This window comes from Alcaligenes sp. Marseille-Q7550 (genome assembly GCF_965112015.1).
Genome location: NZ_CBCOPU010000002.1, coordinates 1,280,125 through 1,298,230, shown reverse-complemented (window position 1 = coordinate 1,298,230; position 18,106 = coordinate 1,280,125). Strand labels below are relative to the sequence as shown.

The 18,106-nt window shown below is 66.3% G+C and carries 14 protein-coding genes; 9 read left to right on the top strand and 5 right to left on the bottom strand.

Annotated elements, in window-relative coordinates:
* The first annotated feature begins 124 nt into the window (after nucleotides 1–124).
* Nucleotides 125–1,369 carry an MFS transporter gene (locus ACWPWO_RS15585; RefSeq protein ID WP_454007347.1) on the top strand — a complete coding sequence of 415 codons (1,245 nt, stop codon included), beginning with the start codon at nucleotides 125–127 and terminating at the stop codon, nucleotides 1,367–1,369.
* 48 nt (nucleotides 1,370–1,417) lie between these two features.
* Here the strand turns inward: ACWPWO_RS15585 and proP are convergent, their stop codons facing one another.
* Nucleotides 1,418–2,950 (bottom strand): glycine betaine/L-proline transporter ProP, encoded by a 1,533-nt coding sequence (proP, locus tag ACWPWO_RS15580; protein WP_454007346.1) that lies wholly within the window; start codon nucleotides 2,948–2,950, stop codon nucleotides 1,418–1,420.
* A gap of 154 nt (nucleotides 2,951–3,104) precedes the next feature.
* Nucleotides 3,105–4,049 carry a LysR family transcriptional regulator gene (locus ACWPWO_RS15575; protein ID WP_454007345.1) on the bottom strand — a complete coding sequence of 315 codons (945 nt, stop codon included), beginning with the start codon at nucleotides 4,047–4,049 and terminating at the stop codon, nucleotides 3,105–3,107.
* Nucleotides 4,050–4,155: 106 nt separating this feature from the next.
* On the opposite strand from ACWPWO_RS15575, the gene ACWPWO_RS15570 reads away from it, so the two are divergent.
* From ACWPWO_RS15570 to ACWPWO_RS15545, 6 genes are all read left to right on the top strand, one after another.
* Nucleotides 4,156–5,640, top strand: coding sequence for an N-acyl-D-amino-acid deacylase family protein (locus ACWPWO_RS15570; protein WP_454007344.1), 1,485 nt, complete (start codon nucleotides 4,156–4,158; stop codon nucleotides 5,638–5,640).
* A gap of 125 nt (nucleotides 5,641–5,765) precedes the next feature.
* A complete protein-coding gene (locus tag ACWPWO_RS15565) occupies nucleotides 5,766–7,178 on the top strand; it encodes a gluconate:proton symporter (RefSeq protein WP_454007343.1) in 1,413 nt (470 codons plus the stop codon).
* Nucleotides 7,179–7,196: 18 nt separating this feature from the next.
* Entirely contained in the window at nucleotides 7,197–8,042 is an 846-nt protein-coding gene (locus ACWPWO_RS15560) for a serine hydrolase (protein ID WP_454007342.1), read from the top strand.
* 44 nt (nucleotides 8,043–8,086) lie between these two features.
* A complete protein-coding gene (locus ACWPWO_RS15555) occupies nucleotides 8,087–8,911 on the top strand; it encodes a carbon-nitrogen hydrolase family protein (protein ID WP_454007341.1) in 825 nt (274 codons plus the stop codon).
* 18 nt (nucleotides 8,912–8,929) lie between these two features.
* Nucleotides 8,930–9,733: an N-formylglutamate deformylase gene (gene hutG, locus ACWPWO_RS15550; RefSeq protein ID WP_454007340.1), complete on the top strand. Its 804-nt coding sequence runs from the start codon at nucleotides 8,930–8,932 to the stop codon at nucleotides 9,731–9,733.
* A 61-nt stretch (nucleotides 9,734–9,794) separates the two neighbouring features.
* Nucleotides 9,795–10,643 carry a putative RNA methyltransferase gene (locus tag ACWPWO_RS15545; RefSeq protein WP_454007339.1) on the top strand — a complete coding sequence of 283 codons (849 nt, stop codon included), beginning with the start codon at nucleotides 9,795–9,797 and terminating at the stop codon, nucleotides 10,641–10,643.
* Nucleotides 10,644–10,648: 5 nt separating this feature from the next.
* On the opposite strand, the gene ACWPWO_RS15540 is transcribed toward ACWPWO_RS15545, so the two are convergent.
* Nucleotides 10,649–12,226: a diguanylate cyclase domain-containing protein gene (locus ACWPWO_RS15540; protein WP_454007338.1), complete on the bottom strand. Its 1,578-nt coding sequence runs from the start codon at nucleotides 12,224–12,226 to the stop codon at nucleotides 10,649–10,651.
* 266 nt (nucleotides 12,227–12,492) lie between these two features.
* Here ACWPWO_RS15540 and acnA point away from each other — a divergent pair, with 266 nt between their 5' ends.
* The gene (acnA, locus tag ACWPWO_RS15535) at nucleotides 12,493–15,246 is read left to right on the top strand and encodes an aconitate hydratase AcnA (RefSeq protein WP_454007337.1); all 2,754 of its coding nucleotides are present in this window, start codon (nucleotides 12,493–12,495) and stop codon (nucleotides 15,244–15,246) included.
* Nucleotides 15,247–15,318: 72 nt separating this feature from the next.
* Here acnA and ACWPWO_RS15530 read toward each other — a convergent pair whose 3' ends face one another.
* On the bottom strand, nucleotides 15,319–15,672 hold the full coding sequence (locus tag ACWPWO_RS15530; RefSeq protein WP_454007336.1) for a DUF2061 domain-containing protein: 354 nt from the start codon (nucleotides 15,670–15,672) through the stop codon (nucleotides 15,319–15,321).
* A gap of 59 nt (nucleotides 15,673–15,731) precedes the next feature.
* Here ACWPWO_RS15530 and ACWPWO_RS15525 point away from each other — a divergent pair, with 59 nt between their 5' ends.
* Complete coding sequence (locus tag ACWPWO_RS15525) at nucleotides 15,732–17,141, top strand: MFS transporter (RefSeq protein WP_454007335.1); 1,410 nt, start codon at nucleotides 15,732–15,734, stop codon at nucleotides 17,139–17,141.
* Nucleotides 17,142–17,155: 14 nt separating this feature from the next.
* Here ACWPWO_RS15525 and ACWPWO_RS15520 read toward each other — a convergent pair whose 3' ends face one another.
* The gene (locus tag ACWPWO_RS15520; protein WP_454007508.1) at nucleotides 17,156–17,941 is read right to left on the bottom strand and encodes an aldo/keto reductase; all 786 of its coding nucleotides are present in this window, start codon (nucleotides 17,939–17,941) and stop codon (nucleotides 17,156–17,158) included.
* Nucleotides 17,942–18,106 lie beyond the last annotated feature (165 nt).

Here is an 18,106-nt window from a genome sequence, read left to right as displayed (position 1 = left end):
CAGAAATGGCCCATATTCATAACTATTATGCCCGATACTGATTTCGGGCTGTTCGCCGTCCCTCTACAGTGGCACTGAAAATCTCATAGAGGCTGGTTCCCATTTCCAATTCGCTGATTTGTTTATGACTGCAAAAGATCTTTCCCTTGAAACGTCAGGCAGGCCGACGGCCGCACCGGCAACAGAGCCCAAACCTAACGGTTTTCTCCTGCCCATCGTGGGCGGCGCCGCGCTTGCACACCTGCTCAACGACATGATCCAGGCGATGCTGCCGGCCATCTTTCCCATGCTCAAGGCCAGCTTTTCCCTGAGCTTCGGGCAGATTGGCGTCATCGCCCTGGTGTACCAGGTGACGGCGTCCTTGCTGCAGCCCTGGATAGGTCTGTACACGGACAAGCATCCCAAGCCTTATCTGCTGCCCTCGGGCATGGTGATGACCTTGATCGGCATCGCCCTGATCGCCACGGCGGGCAGCTACGCCATGCTGCTCGTGGCGGCGGCCATTGTCGGCGTGGGCTCGGCGACCTTCCATCCGGAGGCCTCCCGCATTGCCCGCCTGGCCTCGGGCGGCCGGTTCGGCACTGCCCAGTCCACGTTCCAGGTGGGCGGCAATACGGGCACGGCCATCGGTCCGCTGCTGACGGCCCTGATCGTCATTCCCTACGGGCAGCCTGCCGTGGCTTGGTTCATGCTGGTGGCGCTGTTTGCCATCTATGTCTTGTACCGGCTGACCATCTGGGTCAAGCACAACGGCCAGGCCAAGGCGAAAAGCCTGTCCAAAAGCCATGCCGCGGGGCTGCCGCGCGGCAAGGTCGTTCAGGCCGTGGTCGTCATCTGCATCCTGATGTTCGCCAAGTTCGTCTACATTGCCTCTTTTACCAACTACTTCACGTTCTACCTGATCGAGCGCTTCGGCTTGAGCGTGCAGCACAGCCAGATCTTCCTGTTCATCTTCCTGGCGGCGGTCGCGGCCGGCACGTTTGCCGGCGGCCCCGTGGGCGACCGCATCGGGCGCAAGGCCGTCATCTGGATTTCCTTTCTGGGCGTGGCCCCTTTCGCGCTCATGCTGCCGCACGTCGGCCTGGTCTGGACGGCGATCCTGGCCATCGTGATCGGCCTGGTGATGTCATCGGCCTTCGCCGCCATGGTGGTGTATGCGCAAGAGGCCGTGCCGGGCCGGGTGGGCATGGTGTCGGGCCTGATGTTCGGGCTCATGTTCGGCATAGGCGGCATAGGCGCCGCCGGGCTGGGGGAGCTGGCCGATTCCCGGGGGATCGTCTGGGTGTATGGCTTGACCTCGTTCCTGCCATTGCTGGGTCTTGCCACCGCCTTGCTCCCCAGTACGGGCAACAAAAGCAACAAGCTCTGATCCTGCTTCCGTTGCCGCAGGCCGGCGCCCGTTCGCGGCGGGCGCTGCTCACTCCAGCTCCGGATGCCGGTCCGCCAGGCGTTGCCGCTTCTGCTTGAGCGCCTCCAGCTTTTCCTCCATTTCCGCGATTTCCGCTTCGATGTCCTGCACGTTCTGCTCGATGTGGTCGTAGGCCTGCTGCAGCAGTTCTTCGGCTTCGTCGGGGTTGGAGGCTGTGGGCGTGTCGCCGCGCAGGGGGCGGTTGGCGGTCTCGGGCAGGAACATGGCGGTGACCAGGCCGATGACCGAGGCGAACATCAGGTAGAAGGCGGGCAGCAGCAGATTGCCGGTCTGTTCGACCAGCCAGGCGGCGATGGTGGGCGTCAGGCCGGCGATGATGATGGCGATGTTGAAGGAAGCGGCCAGCGCGCTGTAGCGGATGCGGGTGGGGAACAGGGCCGGCAGGGTGGAGGCCATGACCCCGGTCATGCAGTTCAGCAGCACGGCCAGGATCAGCAGCCCCAGAACGATCCGCACGTTGTTGTCGCTGCCGATGACGTGGAAGGCGGGCACCGCCAGGATCAGCAGGCCCACGCTGCCGATCAGCAGGAAGGGCTTGCGGCCGACCTTGTCGCTGATGAAGCCCACCACCGGCTGCACGAACAGCATGCCTATCATGACCACCACGATGATCAGCACGCCGTGCTCTTCGGAATAGCCCAGGTTGCTGGACAGGTAGGTGGGCATGTAGGTCAGCAGCATGTAGTAGGTGATGTTGGTCACCAGCACCATGCCTATGCACACGAGCAGGGCCTTGCGGTACTTGGAGAAGATGGCGCCGAAGGAGACGGTGGGGCGTTCCTGTACTGCGGCGCGGTCTTCCTGTTCCATTTTTTCCAGTTGCTGGGTGAAGGCGGGCGTTTCTTCGGCCGCGTGCCTCAGGTACAGGCCCAGCAGGCCCAGCGGCCCGGCCACGAAGAAGGGCACGCGCCAGCCCCAGTCCTCGAAGGCCTGTGCGCTCAGCGCCGTCTGCAGCAGCACCACCAGGCCTGCGCCCAGCACGAAGCCGGCGATGGAGCCGAAGTCCAGCCAGCTGCCCAGGAAGCCGCGCTGCCGGTCGGGCGCGTATTCGGCCACGAACACCGCCGCGCCGGTGTATTCGCCGCCCACGGAAAAGCCCTGGGCCAGGTTGCACAGCAGGAGCAGGATGGGCGCCCAGAGACCGATGCTCAAGTAAGAGGGGATCAGGCCGATGCAGAAGGTGCTGATGGCCATGATGATGATGGTCAGGGACAGCACCTTCTGGCGTCCGAAGCGATCGCCCATGATGCCGAAGAAGACGCCGCCCAGCGGCCGCACCAGGAAGGGCACGGAAAAGGTGCCCAGGGCGGCGATGGTCTGCACGGCGGGGGAGGCGTCGGGAAAAAAGACCTTGCCCAGGGTGGCGGCCACGAAGCCGTAGACGCCGAAGTCGAACCACTCCATGGCGTTGCCCAGTGCGGCGGCGGTGACGGCCTTCTTGAGCTTGGTATTGTCGACGACGGTGATGTCGTCGATCTGCAGCGGCCGCGCGTCGCTCGAAGCCGAGGGTGTCTGTGCCATGAATGCCTCCCGTGATGTGCAGGGCGATCGCCCGCAGGTTCGTTTTACATTCTTGCCTTGACCATTGCTGCAACCGGCGCGAAGGCCTTGAAGAAAGGGCCGCGTCTGGAAACGATTCTACGTCCGGCCCCGCGAACCGTCCATATGGAGTCGACTATAAGGCGCGACACCCCCTGGGCAGGCGCGCCTGCTTCACGTAGGCGCGTACTTCCTGCGCCAGCGCGGCCGCCGCGGGCGTGGGCGCGTGGTCCTGGTGGAACATCAGGCACAGGGTGCGCACCAGCTTGGGGGCGCGCAGCAGGGAAAAGGACAGGCCGGGCACCAGCACGCGGTGCGCGGCCAGGGCGGGCAGCAGGGCGATGGCCAGGCCGCTTTGCACCAGGGCGGCCTGGGAGGTGGTGCTGGATGCTTCGTAGAACGGCGCGGCGGCTTCAATGGGCAGATCCGCCCGCGATTGCAGCACCGCCATGATGCCGGTCTCGTCCACCACCCCGACCAGCTTGCGGTGCCGCAGCGCCTTCCAGCTGACGGCGCCGCGCGCATCGGGCTTGATCTGTTCGTCGTCGCTGCGATAGAGCACGCCGAACTGGTCTTCCAGCAGAGGCTGGCTGTCCAGCCCGTGGACATCCGCCCAGGGGCTGGTCAGGCCGAAGTCCACGTCCCCGGCGGCGATCTGGCGCTGGATGCGCCCCGAGTTGTCGTCGCGCAGGTAAAGGCGCACGGCGGGGTGGCGCTGGGAAAAAGTGTAGGCGGCCGGCGCGATCAGGTCGGTGATGGCCGAAGGGGCGGCGGCCACGCTGACGCGGCCGCTTTTCAATGCGCCGTAGCGCATGACGTCGCCGATGGCGCCGTCGAAATCGGCCAGCAGGCGGGTGATGCGCGGCAGGAATTCCTGGCCCACTGGAGTCAGGGCGACGCGTCGGCTGGTGCGGGAGAACAGCGGCGTGTTCAGCGCCGCCTCCAGCTGCTGGATCAGGCCGGTGACGGAAGACTGCGTCTGGAACAGGCGCCGCGCCGCATGGGTGAAGCTGGCTTCCTGGGCCACAGCCACGAAGGCGTTCAAGTGTTTCAAGGTGATGTGCTTGGGCAGTCTATCCATCTTGATTTGCGATCAATCTATTAACTTAAACAATTTTTCATATTAATCATGCCTTTGGATAATACGCCCAACTCCTGCTTCCGTGGGGGGATTTGTGGAGATGGGTATGCAGGCAGACGACCGCAGGCTGGACGTCAAGATCACCGATGGCTGGATCATGGATGGAACGGCGGCGCCGCGCTGGCGGGGCGACGTGGGCATTCGCGCAGGGCGTATCGTCGCCCTGGGGGATCTGAGCGCCTGGACGGCCGAGCACTGCCTGGATGCGCGCGATAAAGTAGTTGCGCCCGGGTTCATCGACACGCATGGCCATGACGACCTGATGTTCATCGAGAAACCCGCCCTGGACTGGAAGACCAGCCAGGGAATCACCTCGGTCGTGGTGGGCAATTGCGGCGTCAGCGCCTTTCCGGCGCCATTGCCGGGCAATTCGGCGGCCGCCCTGGCCCTGCTGGGCGAATCGCCCCTGTTCACGGGCATGGCCGACTATGTGCAGGCCGTGCAGGCCCTGCAGCCCATGATCAATGTGGCGGCCCTGGTGGGCCACGCCAATCTGCGCATGGCGGTGATGCAGGATCCGATGGCCGCGCCCACCGCCGACGGGCAGGCCGCCATGGAGTCGCTGCTGGACCAGGCCCTGGAGCAGGGCGCGGTGGGCTTCAGCACCGGCCTGGCCTACGAGCCTGGCTGCATGGCGCAGCCTGCCGAGCTCGAAGGCCTGGCGCGAGTCGCGGCCGCGCACGGCTCCCTGCACACCAGCCACATCCGCAACGAAGGCGACACGGTCGAGGAATCCGTCGAAGAAGTGCTGGCCGTGGGCCGCCAGACCGACTGCGCCACCCTGGTGTCGCACCACAAATGCATGCTGCCGGCCAACTGGGGCCGCAGCGACCGTACCTTGGCCAACATAGACCGGGCTCGCGCCGCGGGCCTTCAGGCCGCGCTGGACATCTACCCCTATTCGGGCAGCTCCACCATTCTGATCCCGGAGCGCGCCCACACCATAGACCGCATCCGCATCACCTGGTCCGAACCTCATCCCGAATGCAATGGCCGGTATCTGGCCGACATCGCCGAGCAATGGGGCTGCGACCGGAAAACCGCCGCGCGCCGCCTGCTGCCGGCCGGCGCCATCTATTTCGCCATGGACGAACAGGAAGTACAGCGCATCTTCCGCCACCCCTGCTGCATGGTGGGGTCCGACGGCCTGCCGGCGGACGCGCATCCGCATCCGCGCCTGTGGGGCAGCTTCACCCGCATCCTGGGGCGCTACGTGCGCGAAGACGGCCTGATGCCGCTGGAGCAGGCCGTGGCCAAGATGACGTCGCTGCCGGCATCGGTGTTCGGCCTGCAGGACCGGGGCGTGCTGCGGCCCGGCGCCTGGGCCGACGTGGTGGTGTTCGATCCCGACACGGTTCAGGATTGCGCCACCTGGGAGCAGCCCACGCTGCCCTCGCAGGGCGTGCAGGCCGTGTACGTGAACGGCGTGCAGGTGCATCCGCAGGCCCCGCAGCAGCGGCCCGGCCAGGTCCTGCGCCGGGCCTTTCCCGCCCGGGCGCAAAGCCTGGCGGCGCAGCAGGCCCGGACCTAGGCCGCAGCCGCACAGACAAGAAAATACCTGCCATGGCCTGGGCGTAAGACAGGGTATGGCGCATCGCATCACAATAGGACCGGCTCCGTCATGGGCTGGTCCGGAAGGATCGTAAAGGAGACATCATGACCTTCACTCAGCAACAGGCGCCCACTGGCAAGCGTAATATAGCCATTGCGGTGTTCTTGATCGGGCTAGCCATAGCTCTCTATACCCACTTCTACCTGCCCGGCCAGACCTCCCTGTGGGGCCTGACGCCGGTGGTGGTGTTCGCCGTCATCGCCCTGCTGGGCGTGGAGATCGTGCGGGCGACCATAGGCGCCATCGTGCTGGGCGCCATCATGACCAGCACCACCCCGATTGCCATGGGCAAGCTGCTGGCCGAATCGCTGGGTTCGTTCATTGCGGTGGTCGGCCTGATCATCGTGCTGGGCGCGGGCGTGGGCGAAGTGGCCTCCCGCACGGGCGCGGCCGAACAACTGGTGCGCGCCATCGTCAAGCGCATCGGCCTGTCCAATCCGGTGCGCGTGCGCCTGGGCATCATGGTGACGTCCACCCTGATCTGCGGCGCCCTGGGCACCCTGGCCGGCGGCAACGCCATCATCGCCGCGGTGGTGATCCCGATCGCCGCCGCCGTGCGCCTGTCCCCGCCCGCCGTGGCCGCGCTGTTCCAGAGCGCCGGCTCGGCCGGCCTGGTCCTGGGGCCGTTCACCCCCAATGTGGTGACCGTGACCGGCCTGACGGGCCTGAGCTACATGGAGTACCTGACCGTGGCCGGCCTGCCCATGGCCGCCGCCACGTTGCTGACCGGCTGGTTCATGTCCGGCCGCATCCAGAAGATGACGGAAAAGGACTTCCAGTATGAAGAAGCCGCGCAGGGCGCCGCCGCCTTCGACCTGAACGCCAAGGCCTCGCCCAAGGCCGTGCGCGCCGCCTGGGCCTTCTGCGCCACCATCGTGACCCTGGCCGTCATCGGTATCATGGCCAAGGCCGGCTTTGCCTTCGCCATCATCGTGATGGTGTCCCTGGGCGCGGTCACCGGCCTGGCCGGCGGACTGGCCCCGCGCGAGATCCTGCAGGCCATGTATGCCGGCGCGGGCAAGCTGATCTGGATCTTCTTCCTGTTCTGGCTGTTCAATCCCGTGCTGGTGCTGGTGGATCAGCTCAACGCCTATCACGCCCTGCTGGACGCGGTGCAGCCCTACCTGGTGGGCATCAGCGGCGCGGCCCTGTGCATGATCATCGTGGCCTTCAACGTGGTGGGCCACATCCCGGGAGCGGCCGTGGCGCAGATGACCTTCACCGCCAAGATATTCGGTCCCGTGCTGGCGGCGGCCGGCGTGGGTCCCGCCGCCACCACGGCGGTGATCCTGGGCAGCTCGCAGATCGACTGGTTCGGTCCCTTCCCTTCGTCCGACATGTTCGGCCAGATGGGCCTGGCCCGTTCCACCCAGCTCAAGTACATGCTGTACAACGGCTGGGCCGTGATGCTCATCAATTTGCTGATGTTCGCCGGCCTGTTCATGATCCTGGCCTGATCGACGAGGAGAAACGCCATGTTCACCCTGGGAAGCGAGATACTGGATGCGGCTGCGCTGCGCGGCCGCCTGCAGCGCAGCCTGGAGCCCGTGCTGGAGCGGGAGAGCGCCCGCATTTCCATGGCCGTGCGCACGTTGGAGGGCGACAGCCTGTTCGACTGGCATGCGCAGCGCGCCATGCCCTCGGCCAGCCTGATCAAGGTGCCCATGCTGCTGTGCCTGCTGGAGGAAGTCGCCCAGGGGCGCCTGAGCCTGGAGGACATGTGCGCGCTGCCCGCCGCCGGCCGCGCCGGCGGCACGGGCATCCTCAGCCAGCTGCCCAGCGTGCAGGCCTTGACGCTGCGCGAACTGGCGCACCTGATGCTCGTCCTGAGCGACAACGTGGCCACCAACGCCTTGATCGACCTGCTGGGCATGGAGCGCATCAACCATGGGAGCCGGCAGGCCGGCCTGCGGCAGACGGACCTGCAGCGCCACATGATGGACGCCCAGGCGCGGGCCCAGGGCAAGGACAACTGGACCAGCGCGGCCGATGCCTGCGCCGCCCTGGCATACCTGCTGCATGCGCCCGCCTTGCCGGACGACTTGCGCCAGGAAGGGCTGCGGATGCTGGCCGATCAGCGCGAGCGCGGCCATTTCGCGGCCATCCTGCCGCCGCAGGCGGAGCTGGCCCACAAGACGGGCTCCCTGCCCGGACTGCGCCACGACGCCGGCATCCTGACGGTGGGCGGACGCAGCGTCGTGCTGGCCGTGCTGGCCGACGGCTTCACGGACGGCCGCACCAGCGCCACCCTGTACGGCGGCGAAGGCGCCGCCGTGCTGGCGCATCTGGCGGCCCAGGTGGCCCAGGCCTTGCAGGATTGAACCCGCCCGGCGCGCAAGCGCCGGGCCTGGAAGAAGGAAACACTATGTCTACGACACGCGTCGCCCTGATTCAACTGGACAGCGGCCGGGACCGCGAGGCCAACCTGGCGCAGATCGAGCGCTGGGTGCTGGCGGCGGCCCAGGACGGGGCGAAATTGATCATCACGCCCGAATACAGCGATGTACGCGGCGATACGGCCTGGCTGCAGCAGAACGCCACGCCCATTCCCGGCCTGGTCACCGAGCGCATGGCCAGCCTGGCGCGGCGCACGGGCGCCTGGATCCACATGGGTTCCATGCACGAGCGCCGGCCGGACGATCGCCGCCTGGGCAATACGGGCGTGACGTTCTCGCCGGACGGCGCCATCGTCGCGCAGTACCGCAAGGTGCATCTGTACGATGCCGTGGTCAATGGCCTGGAGTACCGTGAGTCGGATGATTTCTGCCATGGCGATCATTTGCAGACCGTCCAGGCCGGCGGCCTGACGCTGGGCCTGAGCATCTGCTACGACCTGCGCTTTGCCGAGCTGTTCCGCAGCCTGCGCGCCCAGGGCGCCAATGCGCTGGTGGTTCCGGCCGCCTTCAATGTGCATACGGGCCGCGATCATTGGGAAGTGCTGCTGCGCGCCCGCGCCATCGAGAACCAGTGCTACGTGCTGGCGGCGGCGCAGATCGGCGGGCCCGGGCCGGCCATGCCCTGCCTGGGACGCAGCATGATCATCGACCCCTGGGGCACGGTGCTGGCCTGCATGCCGGACCAGCCCGGCTATATATGCGCGGACCTGGATCCGGCACGCGTGTCGCGCCTGCGCGAGTCGCTGCCCGCCTGGAGTCACCGGCGCGGCGATCTGTACCCCATCGTTTCCTGATCATCCTGGAGCCTGGCCATGACCGACCCCGCCGTTTTTGACTTTCACCCCGGCACGGCGCCTTTGCTGATCTCCATGCCGCATGCCGGAACCTATGTGCCGCCGGAGGTGGCGGCGCGCTCTACCGAGCCGGCCCGCCAGGTGCCGGACACCGACTGGCATCTGCCGCGCCTGTACGCCTGCGCCCGTGAATTGGGCGCGTCCGTGCTGGTGGCCAATTATTCGCGCTTCGTGGTGGACCAGAACCGTCCGCCCGACAACGCCAGCCTGTATCCCGGCCAGAGCGTCACCGGCCTGTGCCCCTTGGACACCTTTGGCGATGAGCCCGTCTACCTGCCCGGCCAGGAGCCCGACGAGCAGGAGATCGCCCAACGCCGCGAGGCGGTCTGGCGGCCGTATCACCAGCAGCTCGAGCGGGAGCTGGCGCGCCTGCGCAGCCTGCATGGCCGCGTCGTGCTGTGGGACGCCCATTCCATCCGCTCCGTGGTGCCGCGTTTCTTCGAGGGCCGCCTGCCCGACCTGAACTTCGGCACCGCCGACGGCGCCAGCTGCGCCCCCGGACTGAGCGCGCGCCTGATGGCGGCGGCCCAGGCCGATGGCCGCTACAGCAGCGTGCTCAACGGCCGCTTCAAGGGGGGCTACATCACCCGCCGCTACGGCAATCCGGAACAGGGCGTGCATGCCGTGCAACTGGAGATGGCGCAGTGCTGCTACATGCAGGAGCACTGGCCTTTCGCTTACCAGGAAGAGCCCGCCCGCCGCATCCAGCCCCTGATCGAGACCTTGCTGCGCGAGGCGCTGGCGTTCGCCGGGCAGGAGTGAACCCGCGCCGGGGGCGCTACACTATCGCCTTGGCCGCAGTGGCCGTAGAGCGATGAACACGATGCCTGACCATACACCGCCCCTGTTCGGGCGCCTTTGCTGTCCCCTGGACGGCCAACTCCTGACCTTGCAGGAGCGCAGCTGGCGCTGCCCGGCGGGCCATTGTTTCGACGTGGCCGGCCAGGGCTACGTCAATCTGCTGCCGGTGCAGAACAAGCGCTCGCGCAACCCTGGCGACAGCAAGGAGATGGTGGCGGCCCGGCGCCGCTATCTGGAATCGGGCGTGTATGTGCCCATTGCCGCCGGCGTGGCGCGCCTGCTGATGGACGGCCTGGAAGGGCAGGCCCCTTATGCCTGCCTGGACGCCGGCTGCGGGGAGGGTTATTACCTGCGCCGCCTGCAGGAGCGGGACGAGCGCGGCGAACTGGCCCTGATAGGGCTGGACATCTCCAAGTGGGCGGTCATGGCAGGGGCCCGCAGCTCGCCGGGCATGCGCTGGCTGGTGGGCAGCAACGCGCACCTGCCCGTGCCCGAGGCCAGCCTGGATGCGCTGATCTGCATGTTCGGCTTTCCCGTCTACGATGAGTTCCGACGCGCGCTCAAGCCCGGCGGCCTGCTGCTGCAGGTGGAGGCGGGGCCGGATCACCTGCTGGAGCTGCGCCGCATCATCTATCCCAGCCTGAAAGCCGAGAAGCCGCCGACCCAGGAGCCGCCGGAGGGCTTCAGCCTGGAGGCCGACGAACGTCTGTCCTTTGCGATTGCGCTGCAGTCCCAGGCGCAGATTGCCGATCTGCTGCTGATGACGCCCCACCTGTTCCGCGCCAGCGCGCAGGGGCTGGAACAGGCGCGCGCCCTGGCGCGCCTGGATCTGACGGTGGATGTGCGGCTGAGCGCCTGCCGTCGTCTGTAGACGGCTCAGTCGCTCTTGGTGGCGCGCCCCGACAGGCCGACTATCTCCACACGGTTGCGTCCATTGCGCTTGGCGTCGTACAAGGCCTGGTCGGCCATTCTCAGCACCTTGGCCTGGTCGGATGCGTGCACCGGCCAATGAGCCACGCCGATGGAAATGGTGATGTTCTGGCCCACTGGGCTTTCGGTACGGCTGACCAGATTGCGCAGGCGTTCGGCCAGCTGGGCGGCCTGCTCGATGTTCTGATTGGGCAGGAACAGGAAGAATTCTTCGCCGCCCGCACGGCAGAGGACGTCGGTATCGCGGGTGCAGGCGCGCATGGTGTCGGCCAGGAAGCGCAGCACCAGGTCCCCGGCGTCATGACCGTAGGTGTCGTTCACCAATTTGAAATGGTCGATGTCGCAGGCCAGCACGGCAAAGGGCAGGTCGGCCTCCTTCCATTGCTGCAGGGCCGACGCCATGCCGCGCCGGTTCATCAGTCCGGTCAGCGGATCGGTATTGCGCTCCTGGTCCATGACGCCGATCTTGCGGTTCAGCTTCTTCAGGCCGATCAGCATGGCCAGCTTGATCTGCCGCGCCTCGAAATACCAGGCGTGCACTTTCTCGATGCGTTCGCTGGCGCTGGGCGAATCCCAGTGCGGCGCCGTGCGGGCCAGCTTGCGCAAGGGCTTGGCGATCAGCAGGGCCAGCATCCAGATCAGGACCAGCACCAGCAGGAAAAAAGGAATGGTGTTGCGCAGTACCTTGGCCAGCAAGGCGTCCAGCTCGTTGAGCACCACATGGGTGGGGCGCTGCACCACCACGCCCCACTGGATGTCGCGGGCCGGCGCAAAGCCGGCCAGCATGTCCACGCCTTGCGAGTTGACCAGGGGCATGGCGCTGGCCTTGCCCTGGATGACGGCGTCGATGGCCTGGTTGCCCTGCACCACCTCGCCGATGCGGCTGCGGTCCTGGTGGTAGATCAGCCGCTTGTCCTTGTCCACGACGTAGATCTGCGAGCCGTCGCGGTAGAAATGTTCGCCCAGCAAGGTGTTCAGGCTGTTGGGCTCATGCAGGTAGATGGTGCCGCCCACCAGGCCCGCGTAGTCTCCGTGGGCGTCCACGATGGGATGCGACAGGAAGATCAGCAGGCGCCCGGTGCTGGATACATAAGGCTGGCTGACCGTGGGCAGCTTGGCGTTCAGCGCCTGGCGCACGCCGCTGCTGGCCAGCGTGGCGCCCAGCAGGCCCAGATCCGGCGGAGAGTTGGCCAGCACCTTGCCTTCCTCGTTCAGGATCAGCACCGAGTTGAAGCTGTTGTTCTGCTCCTTCAGGCGATGCGTCTCGGCGTCCAGTTGCCAGGACTGGTGCATGTTCAGGTACAAGACGCGCGCGCTGTAGGCCAATTGCTGCTGCAGCGTGTCGACGAATTGGTCCGTGCTGCTGGCCAGCTTCAGCGCATAGGCGCGGTTGTTTTCCAGCGACTGTTCGAGCAGGATGGAACGCTCGGCCGAGTAGGCGCCGTACAGGGTGTAGCCCAGGGTCAGCAGACTGCTGGAGGTGGCCAGCAGCAGGATCAGACGGCGCAGGTCGACTAAAAACATGAAAGGGAGCGTGTGGATGGAGGAGGGGCGGCAGGCAGCGTCAAGCGCGGGTTGGCGACGTTTCACGGCTCATTATACGGAAAGAAATGTTTTGTCACCGGTCGGGCGTCCGCAGGGCGCGGCGCGGGGGCCGGGTCGAGCCACCTCGGCAGCACAACGTGTAAGATGAGGTGTGGCGCTCGCCATTGTCCATTTACCACAGACACTTAGCAGGCCTTGCAGATTGGCGGTGTCGGGCAGGTGTCCTTTTTCACGGAGATCCCGATATGAAAAGCGTAGATAGTTTTCAGTCATTGGACCATCTGGACGTCGGCGGACAGCGCTACGAGTATTACCGCCTGGACGCGGTGCGCGGAGAGGGGCTGGATGTGGCCAGCCTGCCGTACGGCCTGAAGATCCTGCTGGAAAACCTGCTGCGCACCGAAGACGGGGGCGATGTCACAGCGGACGACATCCGCGCGCTGGCGGCCTGGGATCCGGCCGCCGACCCCGACCGGGAAATCGCCTTCACGCCGGCCCGCGTGGTGCTGCAGGACTTCACCGGCGTGCCCGCCGTGGTGGACCTGGCCGCCATGCGCGAGGCCATGCAGGCCCTGGGCGGCGATCCTCACAAGATCAACCCGCTCGCGCCCGTGGAGCTGGTCATCGACCACTCCGTCATCGTGGATGATTTCGGCAGCCCCAGCTCCTTCCAGCGCAACGTGGAAATCGAATACGGCCGCAACATGGAGCGCTACCAGTTCCTGCGCTGGGGCCAGAACGCCTTCGACAACTTCAAGGTCGTGCCGCCGGGCACGGGCATCGTGCACCAGGTCAACCTGGAACACCTGGCGCGCGTGGTCTTCACGCGCAATGAGGAAGGCCGCCTGCTGGCCTACCCAGACACCTGTGTGGGCACGGATTCGCATACTCCCATGGTCAACGGCCTGGGCGTCGTCGCCTGGGGCGTGGGCGGCATCGAGGCCGAGGCCGCCATGCTGGGTCAGCCCATCTCCATGCTGATCCCCCGCGTGGTGGGCTTCAAGCTCACCGGCCAGATGCCCGAGGGTACCACCGCCACCGACCTGGTGCTGACCATTACCGACATGCTGCGCAAGCACGGGGTGGTGGGCAAGTTCGTGGAGTTCTACGGCCCCGGCGTGAGCGCCGTGCCGCTGGCCAACCGCGCCACCATCGGCAATATGAGCCCTGAATACGGCTCCACCATCTCGATGTTCCCGATCGACGAGGGGACGCTGCGCTACATGAAGCTGACCGGCCGCTCGGACGAGCAGATCGCGCTGGTGCAGGCCTACGCCAAGGCCCAGGGCCTGTGGCACGATCCCGACCACGAGCCCCGCTATTCCGAACGCCTGGAGCTGGATCTGGCCACCGTGGTGCCGTCCATCGCCGGTCCCAAGCGCCCGCAGGATCGCATCGCGCTGTCCTCGTCCAAGCAGTCCTTCCGCCAGGAACTGGCCGGCCTGGTGGGCAGCCACGCCGCCAGCTACGACGAGGCCGTGGAAGAAAGCTTCCCCGCTTCCGATGTCCCCTCGCATGAACCGCCGGCGCGTCGCAGCAACGCCGCCCGGTTCACCCTGGCCGACGGCAGCCAGTGCGAGCTGGACAACGGCTCGGTGGTCATCGCGGCCATCACGTCCTGCACCAATACCTCCAACCCCAGCGTCATGATGGCGGCGGCTCTGCTGGCCAAGAAGGCCGTTGAAAAAGGGCTGAACCGCAAGCCCTGGGTCAAGACCAGCCTGGCGCCCGGATCGCGCGTGGTGACGGACTACTACGAGCGCGCGGGCCTCACGCCTTACCTGAACAAGCTGGGCTTCGACCTGGTGGGCTACGGCTGCACCACCTGCATCGGCAATTCGGGGCCGCTGATCCCGGAGGTCAGCCAGGCCATCAGCCAGAACGACCTGACCGTGGTGTCGGTGCTGTCGGGCAACCGCAACTTCGAGGGCCGCATCCACCCCGAGGTCAAGATGAACTACCTGATGTCCCCGCCGCTGGTCGTGGCCTATGCGCTGGCCGGCACCATGGACATAGACCTGTACCAGGAGCCGCTGGGCAAGGGCTCGGACGGCCAGGACGTGTTCCTGAAGGACATCTGGCCTTCGGCCGCCGAGGTGCAGGCCACCATCAGCCAGGCCATCGCGGCTGACATGTACCGCGAGGGCTACGCCGACGTGTTCGCCGGCGACCAGCGCTGGCAGTCCCTGCCCACGCCCAAGGGCGATCTGTTCCACTGGCAGGACAGCTCCACGTACGTGCGCAAGCCGCCTTACTTCGTCGACCTGCAGCGCGAGCCCAGCCCGGTGACGGACATCTACGGCGCGCGCGTGCTGGCCAAGCTGGGCGATTCGGTCACCACCGACCATATCAGCCCGGCCGGCGCCATCTCGCGCACTTCGCCTGCGGCCACCTACCTGATGGGGCATGGCGTGGAGCAGCCGGACTTCAACTCCTACGGCTCGCGCCGCGGCAACCACGAAGTCATGATCCGCGGCACCTTCGCCAACGTGCGCCTGCGCAACCAGCTGGCCCCGGGCACCGAGGGCGGCTACACCCGCGACTTCACCCAGGACGGCGCGCCCGTGGCCACGATCTACGACGCATCGCGCAACTACCTGCAGACCGGCACGCCGCTGGTCATCCTGGCGGGCAAGGAATACGGCTCGGGCTCATCGCGCGACTGGGCGGCCAAAGGCACGGTGCTGCTGGGCGTGCGCGCCGTGATCGCCGAATCCTACGAGCGCATCCACCGCAGCAACCTGCTGGGCATGGGCGTGCTGCCGCTGCAGTTTCCGGACGGCGAGAACGCCCAGACCCTGGGTCTGGCCGGCGACGAGGTCTTCGACATCGTGGGCATCACGGCGCTGAACCAGGACCAGATTCCCGAAACCGTCATGGTGCGCGCCGGCGACATCCAGTTCGAGGCCCGCGTGCGCATCGACACTCCCAGCGAAGCCCATTACTACCGTCATGGCGGCATCATGCAGTACGTGCTGAGGGGATTGCTGAAGTCTTGAGCCGGTTTTTGTAAACTGTCTTGACGGCAAGGTTTCGCCTGCGCCAGCGGCCCGGGGTCTGCTCCTGAAAGATCACGAGCAGGCACCCAGCGCCGCTGGCGCACTTGTACGTCCCTCGTTCCGGCGCATGCGCCGGTCTTTGAGACGCGTCCAGAGTTTGTCATGCAGCGGCATCAAGGTGACGTTGCAGATGGGTTCGACGACGGCGGCCACGCCGCCTGTCGCCAGCGAACCCGTGAATGCATAGGTCACGGCGAAGGCCACGGACATGTGCAGGGCAACCTGGCTGGTCTTGAAGGCGAGAAGAAGCATGATGAATCCACCGATAGTGTTTTCTAAATGATAATCACTATCATTGGCGCGAACCATTTTGTATTTTTCATCGAGCTTATCAATTTTGTATATCGGCCCGGCGCGCAAGCGCACGGGCCGGTTTATTGAATATGACTATGCGGCGCGCCCGACGCGCCAACGGAAAGAGAAAAATGCAAAGTGTTCAAGAAGCATCCTGGTCGGAGCTGTTGTGGGGCCGCAATGGCCTGCGCTCGCTGGCCTTGGCCGGCGGGGTGGCGGTTCACGCCATCAATGTGTATGTGGCCACCACCATCCTGCCTTCGGTCGTGCAGGACATCGGCGGGCTGGAATACTACGCCTGGAATACCACGCTGTTCGTGGTGGCTTCCATCCTGGGCTCTGCGCTGTCGCCGCAGTTCCTGGAAAAGCTGGGCCTGCGGCAGGGTTTTCTGGTGTCGCTGCTGGTATTCGCGCTGGGCACGACGTTCTGCGCCCTCGCTCCCTCCATGCCTTTCCTGCTGTTCGCGCGCACCTTGCAGGGGCTGGGCGGCGGCCTGCTGCTGGGGCTGAGCTATTCGTCCATCCGCCTGGTGTTCGAGGAGCGCCTCTGGCCCCGGGCCATGGCGCTGGTATCGAGCATGTGGGGCGTGGCCACCTTGTCCGGACCTGCCATCGGGGGCGTCTTCGCCCAGATGGGGGAGTGGCGCCTGGCCTTCTGGAGCGTGCTGCCCTGCGCCCTGGGGCTGGCCCTGCTGGTCTGGACCCAGTTGCGCGATGCGCGCCGGCCCGATGCGCCCAAGTCCGGGTCCACGCTGGGCAAGGTGCTTTTGCTGACCTCTTCCGTGCTGGTCATGTCGGCGGGCAGCCTGTCCAGTTCCTGGCTGGTCAACCTGGCCGGCGTGCTGGGCGGGGCCGTGCTGGTGTACATCATGGCCCTGGCCGACCGCGGTTCGGCCAGCCGGCTGTTCCCGCAAGGCACGTATTCCCTGGGCACGGCGCTGGGCAGCCTGTATGCCGGCATCGGCCTGGTCAGCGTAGCCGTGGCCACGGAAATCTTCATTCCCTACTTCCTGCAGATCATTCACCACATGACGCCGCTCAAGGCCGGTTACCTGACCGCCCTGATGTCCGGAGGCTGGACCCTGGGCTCCATCGCCAGCTCCAGCCGCAGCATGAAGGCGGCCGACAGGCTCATCATCGCCGGCCCCTTGCTCTCGGGCCTGTCCCTGGCGGGGCTGGGCGTGCTGATTCCCTGGCAGGGCCTGGCCAGCGGCCCGGACTATTCCTGGGTGCTGTATTTGTCCTTGCTGGGGGTGGGCGTGGGCATAGGCCTGGCCTGGCCGCATCTGCTGACGCGGGTGTTCCATTCGGCGCCCAAGGGGCAGGAGAACATCGCCTCGGCGGCGATCACCACGCTGCAGTTGTTCACCATGGCGCTGGGCGCAGCCATGGCGGGCATCATCACCACGGCGGCCGGCTTCGTGGACCCGGGCGGCGTGCAGGGCGCGCGCCAGTCGGCTCAGGTGCTGCTGCTGGTCTTCGCCCTGGCTCCCGTGCTCGCGGCCCTTTTGTCGGGGCCGGCGCGCCGGGTGCGCCCGTAAGCAGAAGCGCCTGATCAGGCGGCCTTGGGCAGGCGGAACAGTTCGGGGTCCGGGCCCAGGCGGCCGCCGGCCTGATCCAGGGCGGCGATGTCCGCCATGTCCTGGGCGCTCAGCTCGAAACTGAAGATGTCGAAGTTCTCGCGCTGGCGCTCGGGCGAGTTCGACTTGGTGATCACCATATTGCCCAGCTGCACCTGCCAGCGCAGCACGATCTGCGCGAGCGAGCGGCCGTGCTTTTTGGCGATGCGCTGCAGCACCGGATTGTCCCAAAGGGTGCCCAGCCCCAGCGGGCTCCATGCCTGGGTCTGCATGGCGTGATCATGGTGGTAGTGGCGCAGCTCGGACTGCTGGAAGCCGGGGTGCAGCTCGATCTGATTGAGCACCGGCAGCACGCCGGTCTTGTCCAGCAGGGTCTGCAGGTGATGCGGCTGGAAGTTGCACACGCCGATGGACTTGATCAGGCCTTCGTTGCGCAAATTGATCAGCATTTCCCAGGACTGCACGAACTGGCCGATCTTGGGCACGGGCCAGTGGATCAGGTACAGGTCCACATAGTCCAGTTGCAGCTTGTCCAGGCTCTCCTTGAAGGCCTTCTGGGTGTTCTCGTGGCCGTGCATGTCGTTCCACAGCTTGGTGGTCACGAACAGTTCCTCACGGCGCAGGCCGGACTGGCGTATGCCCTGGCCGACTTCGGCTTCGTTGCCGTAGATGGCGGCCGTATCGATCAGGCGGTACCCCGTTTCGATGGCGCTGCAGACGACGTCGGCCGTGCGGGCGGCTTCGACCTGCCAGACGCCCAGGCCCAGTTGCGGGGCGGTGTTGCCGTCGTGGAAGGTAATGGTAGGGGGTGTAGTGGACTTAGGTTTCTCCTAGGTTTCTGCGCGGCAGACCGGATGGCGGACAACCGGCGCGAATGCCGCGCGGCGAGGCCCTGCGCGGTCCAGACGGCGGACCGCGCAGGTGCG

Bases quoted from the DNA above. Each gene is read 5' to 3' on its own strand.
- ACWPWO_RS15540 (WP_454007338.1), bottom strand. From the start codon at position 12,226: ATGTTTTTAGTCGACCTGCGCCGTCTGATCCTGCTGCTGGCCACCTCC.
- ACWPWO_RS15545 (WP_454007339.1), top strand. From the start codon at position 9,795: ATGCCTGACCATACACCGCCCCTGTTCGGGCGCCTTTGCTGTCCCCTG.
- ACWPWO_RS15560 (WP_454007342.1), top strand. From the start codon at position 7,197: ATGTTCACCCTGGGAAGCGAGATACTGGATGCGGCTGCGCTGCGCGGC.
- proP (WP_454007346.1), bottom strand. From the start codon at position 2,950: ATGGCACAGACACCCTCGGCTTCGAGCGACGCGCGGCCGCTGCAGATC.
- ACWPWO_RS15525 (WP_454007335.1), top strand. From the start codon at position 15,732: ATGCAAAGTGTTCAAGAAGCATCCTGGTCGGAGCTGTTGTGGGGCCGC.
- ACWPWO_RS15585 (WP_454007347.1), top strand. From the start codon at position 125: ATGACTGCAAAAGATCTTTCCCTTGAAACGTCAGGCAGGCCGACGGCC.
- ACWPWO_RS15565 (WP_454007343.1), top strand. From the start codon at position 5,766: ATGACCTTCACTCAGCAACAGGCGCCCACTGGCAAGCGTAATATAGCC.
- ACWPWO_RS15570 (WP_454007344.1), top strand. From the start codon at position 4,156: ATGCAGGCAGACGACCGCAGGCTGGACGTCAAGATCACCGATGGCTGG.
- ACWPWO_RS15575 (WP_454007345.1), bottom strand. From the start codon at position 4,049: ATGGATAGACTGCCCAAGCACATCACCTTGAAACACTTGAACGCCTTC.
- acnA (WP_454007337.1), top strand. From the start codon at position 12,493: ATGAAAAGCGTAGATAGTTTTCAGTCATTGGACCATCTGGACGTCGGC.
- ACWPWO_RS15555 (WP_454007341.1), top strand. From the start codon at position 8,087: ATGTCTACGACACGCGTCGCCCTGATTCAACTGGACAGCGGCCGGGAC.
- hutG (WP_454007340.1), top strand. From the start codon at position 8,930: ATGACCGACCCCGCCGTTTTTGACTTTCACCCCGGCACGGCGCCTTTG.